Origin of the sequence: Escherichia sp. WS338, from assembly GCF_046486405.1 — a bacterium.
Lineage (GTDB): Bacteria > Pseudomonadota > Gammaproteobacteria > Enterobacterales > Enterobacteriaceae > Escherichia > Escherichia coli.
Genome location: NZ_JBJQLL010000034.1, coordinates 1 through 12,162, shown reverse-complemented (window position 1 = coordinate 12,162; position 12,162 = coordinate 1). Strand labels below are relative to the sequence as shown.

General features: G+C 43.5%; 11 protein-coding genes and 1 pseudogene. 11 read left to right on the top strand and 1 reads right to left on the bottom strand.

Annotated elements, in window-relative coordinates:
* The 11 genes from ACJHWT_RS20880 (at nt 1) to pilV (ending at nt 11,853) form a co-directional block, all read left to right on the top strand.
* Nucleotides 1-1,959 (top strand): type IV secretory system conjugative DNA transfer family protein, encoded by a 1,959-nt coding sequence (locus ACJHWT_RS20880; protein ID WP_063084538.1) that lies wholly within the window; start codon nt 1-3, stop codon nt 1,957-1,959.
* A 46-nt stretch (nt 1,960-2,005) separates the two neighbouring features.
* Nucleotides 2,006-2,536 carry a sigma 54-interacting transcriptional regulator gene (locus tag ACJHWT_RS20875; RefSeq protein ID WP_001220542.1) on the top strand — a complete coding sequence of 177 codons (531 nt, stop codon included), beginning with the start codon at nt 2,006-2,008 and terminating at the stop codon, nt 2,534-2,536.
* Complete coding sequence (locus tag ACJHWT_RS20870; protein ID WP_001035592.1) at nt 2,529-4,172, top strand: PilN family type IVB pilus formation outer membrane protein; 1,644 nt, start codon at nt 2,529-2,531, stop codon at nt 4,170-4,172. The genes ACJHWT_RS20875 and ACJHWT_RS20870 overlap by 8 nt, the downstream gene beginning before the upstream one ends.
* A gap of 50 nt (nt 4,173-4,222) precedes the next feature.
* Nucleotides 4,223-5,533, top strand: coding sequence for a type 4b pilus protein PilO2 (gene pilO2, locus ACJHWT_RS20865; RefSeq protein ID WP_001454111.1), 1,311 nt, complete (start codon nt 4,223-4,225; stop codon nt 5,531-5,533).
* On the top strand, nt 5,517-6,011 hold the full coding sequence (gene pilP, locus ACJHWT_RS20860; RefSeq protein WP_000912553.1) for a type IV pilus biogenesis protein PilP: 495 nt from the start codon (nt 5,517-5,519) through the stop codon (nt 6,009-6,011). The genes pilO2 and pilP overlap by 17 nt, the downstream gene beginning before the upstream one ends.
* A 24-nt stretch (nt 6,012-6,035) precedes the next feature.
* Nucleotides 6,036-7,574, top strand: a complete 1,539-nt coding sequence (locus tag ACJHWT_RS20855) for a GspE/PulE family protein (RefSeq protein WP_000466225.1) — start codon at nt 6,036-6,038, stop codon at nt 7,572-7,574.
* A complete protein-coding gene (locus tag ACJHWT_RS20850; protein WP_000974902.1) occupies nt 7,565-8,674 on the top strand; it encodes a type II secretion system F family protein in 1,110 nt (369 codons plus the stop codon). Before ACJHWT_RS20855 ends, ACJHWT_RS20850 begins: the two co-directional genes overlap by 10 nt.
* Nucleotides 8,675-8,718: 44 nt before the next feature.
* Entirely contained in the window at nt 8,719-9,276 is a 558-nt protein-coding gene (locus tag ACJHWT_RS20845) for a type 4 pilus major pilin (RefSeq protein WP_000095048.1), read from the top strand.
* Nucleotides 9,277-9,342: 66 nt separating this feature from the next.
* Nucleotides 9,343-9,825, top strand: coding sequence for a lytic transglycosylase domain-containing protein (locus ACJHWT_RS20840; protein ID WP_001258095.1), 483 nt, complete (start codon nt 9,343-9,345; stop codon nt 9,823-9,825).
* Nucleotides 9,826-9,828: 3 nt separating this feature from the next.
* Nucleotides 9,829-10,464 (top strand): A24 family peptidase, encoded by a 636-nt coding sequence (locus tag ACJHWT_RS20835; RefSeq protein WP_000934977.1) that lies wholly within the window; start codon nt 9,829-9,831, stop codon nt 10,462-10,464.
* A gap of 12 nt (nt 10,465-10,476) precedes the next feature.
* Complete coding sequence (gene pilV, locus ACJHWT_RS20830; protein WP_000750519.1) at nt 10,477-11,853, top strand: shufflon system plasmid conjugative transfer pilus tip adhesin PilV; 1,377 nt, start codon at nt 10,477-10,479, stop codon at nt 11,851-11,853.
* Here pilV and ACJHWT_RS20825 read toward each other — a convergent pair.
* Nucleotides 11,850-12,071: pseudogene (locus tag ACJHWT_RS20825) on the bottom strand (shufflon system plasmid conjugative transfer pilus tip adhesin PilV); the annotation flags it as partial. The gene pilV and the pseudogene ACJHWT_RS20825 sit on opposite strands and share 4 nt — an antisense overlap.
* Between the last annotated feature and the right edge of the window lie 91 nt (nt 12,072-12,162).

The window sequence follows — 12,162 nt, the reverse complement described above, 5'->3', positions numbered from 1 at the left end:
ATGAATGCAAAAAAGATGGGGGGGTTAATTCTCTTCCTGTTACTGCTTCTTGTGGGTGTGCTTATAGCCTCAAACTATCTCGGTGGATACACAGCATTAAGATATTCATCCGTTGATATGTCTTTGCTCAAGTGGGATACATTCCATTCTGTAATCTCAACATTTTCTGGCAACCCACAATATAAAAAACTCGTTTTTATGGCATGGTTTGGATTCAGCGTTCCATTAATATTCTTTGCCATATTCATGTTAATTGTCGTGATTGGGATTATGCCTAAAAAAGTCATCTACGGTGACGCCCGGCTCGCAACTGATATGGACCTGAGTAAATCAGGTTTTTTCCCGGATAAAAAATCACCTTACAAACATCCACCAATACTCATCGGTAAAATGTTCAAGGGGAGATACAAAAAACAATTTATTTATTTCGCCGGACAACAATTTTTAATTCTTTATGCCCCGACACGTTCTGGTAAAGGGGTGGGGATTGTTATCCCCAACTGCGTAAACTATCCAGGAAGTATGGTCATACTGGATATCAAACTTGAAAACTGGTTTTTATCAGCCGGATTCAGGCAAAAAGAATTAGGGCAAAAATGCTTTCTCTTTGCGCCCGCCGGATACGCGGAAACTATCGACCAGGCAATTAAAGGACAGATACGCTCTCACCGCTGGAATCCTCTGGATTGCGTCAGTCGCAGTGATTTACTTCGTGAAACGGACCTGGCAAAAATTGCCGCAATCCTTATCCCGGCAAGTGATGATCCTATATGGTCTGATTCTGCACGCAACCTTTTTGTCGGGTTAGGGCTTTACCTGCTGGACAAGGAGCGTTTTCACCTGGACCAGAAAGCCAAAGGTCATAATGCACCGGACGTCCTTGTTTCCATCAGCGCCATACTGAAAACGTCGATTCCCGATAATGGAAAAGATCTCGCCGCATGGATGGGACAGGAAGTTGAAAATCGTAGCTGGATTAGCGATAAAACAAAATCATTCTTCTTTGAGTTCATGTCAGCACCAGATCGCACAAGGGGAAGTATAAAAACGAACTTTTCATCACCACTGAATATATTCAGCAACCCTGTTACTGCTGAAGCGACGAATTTCAGTGATTTTGATATCCGGGATATTCGTAAAAAACCCATGTCAATTTATCTTGGTCTGACACCGGATGCCTTAATCACTCATGAGAAAATTGTAAACCTTTTCTTCTCATTACTGGTTAATGAAAACTGTCGTGAACTGCCGGAACATAACCCGGACCTGAAATACCAGTGCCTTATTCTCCTGGATGAATTTACATCAATGGGTAAATCGGAGGTCATTGAACGCGCTGTTGGTTTTACAGCAGGTTATAACCTTCGCTTTATGTTCATTCTTCAGAATGAAGGACAAGGGCAAAAAAGCGATATGTACGGTCAGGAAGGATGGACCACATTCACTGAAAACAGTGCTGTTGTGATTTACTATCCGCCGAAATCAAAAAATGCTCTGGCTAAAAAGATTTCAGAAGAGATTGGGGTGCGTGATATGAAAATATCCAAACGCTCAATATCCAGTGGTGGTGGTAAGGGAGGAAGTTCACGTACACGGAATGATGATGTAATAGAGCGCCCGGTTCTTCTTCCTGAAGAAATTGTGTCTCTCCGGGATAAGAAGAATAAAGCCAGAAATATTGCAATCCGTGAAATTATAACCAGTGAATTTAGCCGACCATTTATTGCCAACAAAATAATCTGGTTTGAAGAACCAGAGTTTAAACGCCGCGTGGATATCGCCCGTAACAATCATGTTGACATTCCAAACCTGTTTACACAAGAAGTCATGGATGAAATAGCAAAAATTGCAGAAATTTATCTCCCTAAAGCTGGAGGAAAAAAAGTCATGGTTGCCGGAGGCAATGTGATTACTAATCCAGACCTTGATAATCACGATAAAACAGACGTATCTGAATAATCCTCGCAATAAAGATACTATTGATTAGCAAAGACAGGATTCTATTATGAGAATAAAACACTCGAATATGATAAATATGAATATGAATATGAATATGATGAAAGAAGCCATTGATGTTTTGATAAACTCTGAAAAACATATTCTGATTATAGGCGAAACTGGAACTGGAAAATCAACACTTTTAGCAGAATTGCTAATCAATGACACTGACGTTAAATATTTTGATTTCTGTGATATTTATAAACGCCATGAACACCTTCCCCTTCTAAAACACCATTATCTTTGCGATGAAAATTTTGATTATTTTGACTTTTTATCTGCACCTGAAAAAACGTTGGTTCTTAATAGTGTAGCCATCGGTAACAACTTACGGGAATCAAAAGTTGTTCAGTTTATTGTTCGATTTATTAAAACAGCCAGGAAACGTGGCAAACGTCTTATTGTTGTCACGACTCCTTCAGATGGCGGCGTGCAGATACAAAACCTTTTCGACACAGTTATATCGTTAACCCGCTCTCACGATGAAATAGGATGCACAGTTATCATTCCAGTACCGGAGTTAATTAAATATGAATAAAAAATTGCTTTGTTTATTAATATCCTCTTTTTTATTATCAGGCTGTGCAAACTTCAAAAAAATCAATACTAATGAACTTGCAGCCGAAAAAGACGCACAAAAAGCGACTGAATACGCGAAAAAAATTCGTAATAACCCGGTTATCCAGGACTCAACAAAACAATGGATTAATACAACGCCAATTATTGAAAAGCAGGTAAAGCAATCAGCGCCGCCCTGCCCGATTGTGATTAATACTCGTTCAGATATTGAGCTACGCCAGATCGCACAACGCATCACACAAACCTGTCATATCCCGGTACGAATCAGCGCCGATGTCTGGACCTATCTGAACGGTACAGGCACTGGCTCAACACAACAAATGACAGGATCAATTCCAGCACCGGATGCAAATGGAATGGTTCCTCTGGCGTCAGTAGGCAGTCAGCCAGTAAAAGTCTCTTCTGGCGGTACATCACTCCCGGAACTGAATATCTCCGGGCTTCCTGCCCTACTGCAAACCGTATCCTCACGGCTGGGAATATCCTGGAAATACGATAAAGGTCGTATCACATTCTTCTATCTGGAAACGCGCTCATTCCCGATCACATATATGGACAGCAATGTGGCATACAACTCAAAAGTTGTGAGCGGCACAATGTCTTCCAGCGGCAGTACCGGCTCTACCAGCTCTGGCGGTATGACTGGCGACGCATCAAATACGCAAACTACAACCGTGGAAATGAAATCATCGCTGTACAACGACCTGAAAAGCGAAGTTTCCTCAATGCTGACACCAGGCACAGGGCGCATGTATCTGTCCACTGGTTCACTGACAGTAACAGATACCCCGGATGTACTGGACAGCGTTCAGGAGATTGTGAACAAGCGCAATAATGAAATGAGTCGTCAGGTTGTGCTGAACGTTGAAATCCTGAGTATCAAGAAATCAAGCCAGGAACAGGCGGGAATCGACTGGAACGCAGTATTTAATGATGGTCATCTTGGTCTGAGTCTTGGTGGCTCATTTGGTAATGCCGCCGAGAATGTTATTACCAGTGGTGTATCCATCGTGGACGGTAAGCTGGCTGGCTCAAAAGCATTTCTGAAAGCCCTGTCGTCACAAGGCAGCGTCAGTGTCGTAACGCAAAACTCCGCTGTGACTAAAAACCTGACGCCCGTCCCTATGCAAATTGCCAATCAGCAGGGCTTCATTGAAAGTGTCACAACCGATTCCACCGCCAATGTGGGATCATCCACGTCACTGAATGCGGCAACAATAACGACCGGATTCAATATGACTCTGCTTCCATACATTCAGCCGGATTCACAAAACCTGCAATTGCTGTTCTCAATGAGTCTGTCTGACAAACCTACTTTTGAGGTGTTCGAAAGTGGCGGCAGTAAAGCACAAACACCGAATGTGGATTTGAAAACAATTAATCAGACTATTGACCTGAAATCAGGCCAGACAGTTATTCTGAGTGGATTCCAGCAATCAAACCGGAAAACCAGTAAGCAAGGTGTAATAACCCCCTCCTTCTTTGGACTTGGGGGTGGCATTAACAGCGAAGACGGCGACACGATTCTGGTCGTTTTGATTACACCAAATGTGCTTAATTCCGGCTCCAGTGCAGTAATAAAAAATGTGAACTAATTAACTGAAAACTCCCTGAAAAAACACAGGGAGTTTTTTTGGAGGTCACTTTGTCTGAGAATAATCAGAATAACCGGAATTTCACTTCGGTTATTAAAAACAAGCGTGCTTTTTTCTCCGGTCTGGACTGGAAAACGCTTCCTTCAGAAGAAAAGAATGCGCGTACATTCGCAAGAAAAAACGACGCTGAATATTTTCTCTCCTGTCAGTATCAGGATTCAGAAAATGAAACCAAAACGATGGTGGCATTTATCAGAAAAGAGGATCTTCCCACAGGGGCGTCCTCATTCTGGTCACTGGCACTGATGATAAAACCCCTCATCGAACCTGACGGATACGCTATCTGCGAACTCGGTGATCTTTATGGCTTTGTTTCCTGCGTCAATAACGTTCTCGTCAACGATGTTGTAGGTAACAAAAGTCAGATCATGAGTGCTCTGACAACATTTCTTGAGTTTAATGAAACACCAGAACCCGGCTGGAAACTATACCAGCCTGAATCATGGGATATCAGCCAGGCACTCCCCTCACTCACTCTGTCTGCGTTGATTGACGTAAAAAAACCGCCGAAAGAGGCGGCGTTTACTCGCGTATCCCGAAAACGTCAGTTCATGATTTATGGCGGAAGTGCCATTCTGGCCATACTGCTCTGGAACGGGATCACCATGTACCAGGAATACCGGGAAAAAGAAGCTGCGGCAGAAGCTGCACGTCTTCGTCTGGCAAAAGAAATGGCAGACAAACAGGCAATACAGATTGCCCCACCGTGGCAACATTTACCTGAAATAAAACCATTTATTGATAAATGCATTGATAAATGGGATGCACTGCCCTTATCGATCGCCGGATGGCGTTTTGACCTTGCTGAATGCAGCACATCCGGTAATGACGGGCTGTTACGCACATCATATAAGGAACTGAGCGGCGTTACGGTCGAGGACTTCAGCACACGGATACGAGAAATATTCCAGGGGACAACCACAGCAACTTTTGTATTGCCAGAAGGCAGCGCCGGGGGATTTTCTCTTCCTGTCAGTTTTGACGTTTCACCTGATCCAATTACCCCGGACACATTGCCACAGGCAACAGATATTCAGGAACGCCTGACAACATTTGCACAAAAAATGAGGTTAAAACTCACCTGGCAGGAAATTGAAAACACAAAAACAGATGAAGAAGGCCGTCCAATAATTCTCCCGTGGAACGAGTATGAATTAATGATTCAGACCAGCACCCCGCCTTCAATACTTTTCGCTAACTTTCATGAACCTGCCGTTCGCTTCCAGTATGCAGGAATAAAACTGGAAGAAGGAAGACTGAATTATGAGATTAAAGGTGCATTCTATGTTAAAAATAATTAAACCAACGATTATTTCTGTCTGTTTTTTCAGTTCACTTGCTTACGCAACAGAATCTGAAAGCACGCCAAAAGACGAAATAAAATATTCATCTCCGACCATTTTACAGGTAGAGCAGATTCAGGCTGAAACGGTAATTTACGAAGCAAAGCTGGCGCGTCAGAAGGCTGTCAGTGAATTGCGTAATCTTGATTTGAATGGTGTAGCGTCCGCAACGCCAGCAATAACGCCCTCTTCCGGGTATTCTTCTCTTGCAGATACCGATATACCAGCGCAACGTGTAGCCGCTAAATCACTTCGTGTTATTGAAATATTTGGTACACCACAACAAATGTCAGCACGAATTTCTCTCCTGGACGGGTCAGTAACTGATGTCAAGGTCGGGCAAAGTATTCCTGGTACTTCTTATAAGGTGGCATCAATCACCGGTAATGGCGTCTGGATTCAGAATGGTACAGAGAAACGCCAGCTTATTCTTTAATGCTATTGAAAGAGACGACACATAATGTTTTTTTCTGACGCAGACTATCCCGGAAAAGATATTTCTGATGTTGTATACGTCAGTATATCTGAAAAAGACGATAAACCTGTTCATGTTTATATCGCTGATAACAGTAAAGGACAGCGTGCTGTTCAGGCTTATATTGGCACTCTGAATGTTAAATATCCCGGAAAGGTAAATATAACCTGGACCACTCTTGATGTTATCGCATCCCGCTACCAGGACAGCGAAAGAAGGTCTGATTCAAACTCATCACAACACTTAAACAGCAACCAGGAAAAGGTCATTAGCTACCTGGCGAAAGCAAACAACCTGGGAAGTTCCGATTTGCACATCACACCTGGTCGGGACGGTTCCGAGTTCACTTATGTCGAAGCACGCGTGCATGGGGAACTGGAAATTCTGGATGTCATCCCGCGTAAAGAAGGGCTGGAATTGCTGGGTGCTGCCTATTCTGGAATGAGCGATGTTATCAAAGGTACGCAGTTTGACCCGGCAATACCGCAGGATGCACGTATCGCAGAGAATTTTCTGAAGCCTGTAAATCTTTTTGGGGCGCGCTATTCGCATTATCCGTGCGTGGGTGGTGTGTACGCGGTCTTCCGCCTGATTAAAGATGACAGCGAGGATATTCCCACTTTCGAAGAACTTGGCTACATGCCACAACAAATCCAGACAATCAGGCGAATGTTACAACGCCCGGAAGGAATTATCGTTTTATCCGGCCCTACAGGGTCCGGTAAGTCAACGACTCTGAGAACGGCTTCAGAAGCCTATCTGAGCACGTTTGGTTTCAACCATAACGATAATATGCGTCTCCCCCGAAAACGCCTTTTCACCATTGAATCACCGCCGGAGGGCCGCATTCCCGGCGCAATACAGACGGCAGTCAGGGATTCCGTCGATGGCTGGGTTGACGCGATTAAATCCGCTATGCGACTTGATCCAGACGCGATACTGAACGGCGAAATTCGTGATCACGCATCGGCATTAGCAGCAATCAAAGCCTCGATGACAGGCCACCTTCTGTTGACGACCTTACACGCCAACGATGCCCTGAATATTATTGAGCGCCTTGAAATGGAGAATATTCAGGCCAGGCTAATTGCAGATCCTCTTCTGTTTATCGGTCTGCTGAGTCAACGGCTGGTACAAAAACTCTGTCCTTACTGTAAGCGCACTTATGCTGAAATGGCAGACAAACTGAGTACAGAAGAACGGAAACTCATTGAGGAAAATTGCCTGCCGGAACAGGTCCGGTTGCGCAATCTTGACGGTTGCGAGCACTGTTATAAAGGCGTAACGGGAAGGACGGTTATAGCAGAAGTCGTCTCACCCGACGCACGTTTTTTTCAGTTATATCGTCAGTCCGGGCGTCTGGAAGCAAAATCATACTGGCACTATGAACTTGGAGGAATTACCCGTAATCAGCACTTATTACACCTGATTAATCATGGCCTGGTAGATCCGCTGTCCGCACACTTCATATCCCCCATTGACGAAGATAAATACTCAATGCTCCCGGAGGGGACATGGCGATAAAAGATATATTTGAGAAACTCAATTCGATAGAAATTGATTTCTCTGGAATATCCCACTGGCTGGCAAAATACACATTCAGGTATTCCAGAATAAGTTTATATGAAGATTTATCTGGAATGTTAAATGATGGCATAAATGTAAAGCGTGCTCTTACACACCTGATTGATGTAGAAACAGACTACGGGAAGAAAACGGGGTCTTCTGCAACCTACTATATTTGTTGTGAGTGCCTTAATGCACTGAATAACACAGGGGCAATATCTTCAGCATTAAAAAAATATATAAAGGAGGATGAATATCAATTAATATCCAGCGGTGAAATTCGCGGCGACCTTGCCGGGGGATTAGTTCAGGCCATAAAAATTGTCAGAAGTCGTTCTGAAATGACAATGACTCTTGTTATGTCGATGATTTATCCATCCGTACTGGTTTTTGGTTGTCTGGCAAACATGTATATGGTCCACGATACCATAACACCTGTTTTCCTTTCTCTCGCACCGAAAGAACGCTGGACAAGTTCTATGCGATTACTGACAGATACGTCTGGTTTCCTGATAGAAAACGGAACGTATATTCTCTGCTTCTGCATCGTACTGTTTTTCCTGATCAGATATTCGCTTGCACGTTATACAGGACCGGGCCGTCAGTATCTTGATTACATTCCCCCCTGGTCACTTTATAAAACATTTAATGGTGTAAGTTTTCTCTTCAACATGGCCTCCATGTTAAGTATTGATATTCCCGTTGCAAAAGCACTGGAAAGGCTGGAGAAAAACAGCACTCAAAACAGATGGCTACTCGAACGAATAAAAGAAATCAGGAGATATGTTTTACTTGGACAGTCACTTGCAATGGCAATGAAAAGTTGCGGTTATGACTTCCCATCGAAATTATGCATTAACAAACTATTACTTCATTCTGAAAATGCTGACAATGCATTGATGATGTCTAACTATGCTGATAAATGGCTGGAGGAAGCAAAAGGAAAAGTCAAATCAACAGGAATCTGGATAACTGTAGTATCCGCATTAATTGTTTTCGCATTTATTGTAATGATGATTACTGCTCTCTACGATGTCAGTAACGTCCTGCAACACTAATCCCTAATATTTTTAACCTCTCAATAAATAAGGAATTATTTATTATGTCTTCTATTAATATTTTAAATATGCGTTCTGTTTTTTCTTCTCTTTCTGCACGCCGTAAAAAAGAACAGGACAAAGGGGCAACACTGATGGAAGTGTTATTGGTTGTTGGTGTTATTGTTGTACTTGCAGCAAGTGCATATAAACTCTATTCAATGGTGCAATCCAACATTCAATCATCCAATGAACAAAACAATGTCCTGACAGTGATTGCCAACATGAAATCACTGAAATTCCAGGGGCGTTATACTGACAGTAACTATATTAAGACTCTCTACGCGCAAGGATTACTGCCATCCGATATGATCGCAGATACAACTGGCGCAAGCGCGAAAAACCCGTGGGGCGGCTCCGTTACAATCACCACCTCTTCGGATAAATACTCCTTCAATGTTGTAGAGGCCAATGTCCCACAGAAAAACTGCATGGCAATGGTAAACGCCCTGCGTTCTTCCAGCGCAATCTCCAAAATTAACAACACTTCCACATCAACCGTCAGTGCAGCAACTGTTTGCGCATCTGACAGCAATACGCTGACCTTCAGCACTGATTCCTGATTTTTCATGTGCATCGGATAAGCGCCTTCGGGCGCTTATTTTTTTCCATGTTTAAGGAGGAGTATTGTGCGTTCTGTTCTTTATATCCTGCTATCATGTATTTCATCATTAATCTTTTCATTGCAACCCGCATATTCAGCGACAACGACCCGATTTGATGCCTGCTTTGCACAAGCCGGGCAACGTTACCTGATTGACCCCCTGCTTCTGAAAAGCATTGCCACTGTAGAAAGTTCACTCATACCAGACCGGATAAATCACAACAAAGAAAAAGGAAAAATATTAAGCACCGATTACGGACTAATGCAAATTAATTCATCACACATCCCTAACCTGAAAAAACTTGGCGTAATAAAAGACAAATCAGAGCTTATTGATAACCCCTGTCTCAATATACAGATTGGCGCGTGGATTCTGGCAACACATTTTCAGAAATGCGGCATAAACTGGAGTTGTCTTGGCAGTTATAACGCTGGTTTCAAAGAAAGTAACGAACAGAAAAGAATCAAATACGCACGCTATGTCTACAATAAATACATGGTAAGGTAACTTATGCTAAACAGCATATTTAATACGGCGATACTTTGCTGTGCAAATATCGTCTGTCAATGCTACGCCTACAATGAAGTTAAATTCCGTTTAAATAAACTTAATGTATCTTATAAAACCGGAGCAGAGAAATATTACTGCCTGATACTGACAACGCTTGCCGTTATGTATCTTTCATTAAATCAGCTATCACTGATTCAATCTATAATAGTGATTATTTTCTATGCTTTCCTTACATTAATGGCCTGTATAGACCTTCTTTCATTTCTACTACCACGCCTTTATACCGTGACATTTATCTTCTCCGGCCTGTTATATCAGACATGGAATAACAATATATTGTCTGGTTTGTTTTGTGCAATACTGATGTTCTTCATTATGCTGTTTGTAAGACTTTACTTTGCATATAAAAACGGAACGGAAAGTTTCGGCATGGGAGATGTGCTACTTATTGCAGGAACTGGCGTATGGTTTCCAACGCCTGAGATTGCCTGTTCAATTGTATTTATTGCCGTTATCGGCGGAATTATTTTCTTCACTCTTGGCGGATTAAACAAGCAAAAAAAATATATCCCATTTGGCCCATTTCTTTGTGGCGGAATGTTTGTTTACTCACTCGTACCGGGAATATTATTCTGAGGATTAAGAGCAATGAAAAAGACAGATAAAGGTGTATCTCTCCTTGAGGTATTGCTTGTCATCGGCATAATGGTGATGGTTATCCCTAAAGTTTATGAAAACATTGAAAACCATCTGAATAATGTTCGCTGGCAGAATGCAGCAGAACACGCAAATACCTATAACACCGCTGTTCGTAATTATGTTGCTGACAATGCATCAACACTACTTGCTGGCTCTTTACCCAAAACAATCACGCCAGCAACACTCATTCAGAAAGGCTATCTGAAATCTGGTTTTTCTGAATCCAATTTTGGACAAAGCTACATTACCGGTATTGCAAAGAACAGCAAAACATCCCGTCTGGAAGCCCTGACCTGTAGTAATGGCGGTCAGTCCCTGTCAGAAGCCGGAATGCGCTCGGTAGCAAGCATGATTGAAGGGCTTGGCGGCTACATCAACAGCAGCAAGCAGGCGATTGGCGCGGGTGGCGGCTGGTCTGACACGCCTTCAAATTACGGGCTGAACTGCGCGACCGGGCATATTGCAATGGCACTTGTTGGCGCTGATTTGCAGGAAAGCGACCGTTTATATCGTTACTCCATAACCAATCGTCCCGACCTTAACAGGATGCATACGGCGATTGATATGAACAGCAACAATCTGAACAACGTCGGCACTTTAAACGGCAACGCCGCCGCGCTCTCCGGCGATATCAGCGCACGTAACGGTACGTTCTCTGGCGCAATTTCAGGAAATACAGCCACAACCAACGGCGATATCACTTCGAATAATGGCTGGCTGGTCACAAAAAACAGCAAAGGCTGGATGAACAGTACCTATGGTGGCGGCTGGTATATGTCCGATTCGTCCTGGTTGCGCAGCGTGAATAATAAAGGGATTTATACTGGCGGCCAGGTAAAAGGTGGAACTGTACGCGCTGATGGACGCCTCTATACAGGCGAGTATTTACAGCTTGAAAAAACAGCAACGGCTGGCGCTTCCTGCTCCCCTAACGGGCTTGTAGGCCGCGACAGTACAGGGGCGATACTTTCGTGCCAATCCGGTGTGTGGAGAACTTCCGGTTCCTCTAACGGTAGTTACAGTAATCTTGGATCACACCGAGGATCATTTACTGGTCGCAATACGGGAAGTGGTACGCTGTTTGTTTACGCCTCTGGAGGGAATGGTGGTTCCGCCGGGGGAGATTGTGCTAACACATCCAGATTGCAGGGATACGTTGCAGGGGCATTGATTAGCACAAATGCGAGTAATAACCCATCTTATGGGAAGACAGCATTCATCTCTTTTGCTGTCCCTGCTGGCGCAACTTATCAGATCACCTCTTATCCGGCCCAAAACTACTCTTGTGGCTCAGGGGTATTTTCAGTATTTGGATACCAAACTTAATTGAGAGTTACACAGGACGCAATACAACCTGTCTTGTGCTCGTATTTGTACCATTTTCGTGAACCAGATGGACTCTCGACTACCTGGCAGTAATGAGAATCCTCAGCATTTCCCATTCTGGCAATGGCACAAAAGTCAAATTGCCCCAAGTAACCAGTGCTGGAAAGTTGAGTAACCTTGAGCTTTCCACCTAATGCCCTCCACACACCGGATTGGCACTGGCCTCCGTGCCAATCCGGTCGGTGGTCTGGTGGCAATAAAGTGAACTACTCCGCCTGTAAGTGGTATCAATCATCTGTAGCAATGAAT

What these genes read in the sequence shown, in the direction of transcription:
- pilV (WP_000750519.1), top strand. Translation starts at nt 10,477, where the DNA reads ATGAAAAAGACAGATAAAGGTGTATCTCTCCTTGAGGTATTGCTTGTC.
- pilP (WP_000912553.1), top strand. Translation starts at nt 5,517, where the DNA reads ATGTTAAAAATAATTAAACCAACGATTATTTCTGTCTGTTTTTTCAGT.
- ACJHWT_RS20880 (WP_063084538.1), top strand. Translation starts at nt 1, where the DNA reads ATGAATGCAAAAAAGATGGGGGGGTTAATTCTCTTCCTGTTACTGCTT.
- ACJHWT_RS20855 (WP_000466225.1), top strand. Translation starts at nt 6,036, where the DNA reads ATGTTTTTTTCTGACGCAGACTATCCCGGAAAAGATATTTCTGATGTT.
- ACJHWT_RS20875 (WP_001220542.1), top strand. Translation starts at nt 2,006, where the DNA reads ATGAGAATAAAACACTCGAATATGATAAATATGAATATGAATATGAAT.
- ACJHWT_RS20870 (WP_001035592.1), top strand. Translation starts at nt 2,529, where the DNA reads ATGAATAAAAAATTGCTTTGTTTATTAATATCCTCTTTTTTATTATCA.
- ACJHWT_RS20835 (WP_000934977.1), top strand. Translation starts at nt 9,829, where the DNA reads ATGCTAAACAGCATATTTAATACGGCGATACTTTGCTGTGCAAATATC.
- ACJHWT_RS20845 (WP_000095048.1), top strand. Translation starts at nt 8,719, where the DNA reads ATGTCTTCTATTAATATTTTAAATATGCGTTCTGTTTTTTCTTCTCTT.
- ACJHWT_RS20850 (WP_000974902.1), top strand. Translation starts at nt 7,565, where the DNA reads ATGGCGATAAAAGATATATTTGAGAAACTCAATTCGATAGAAATTGAT.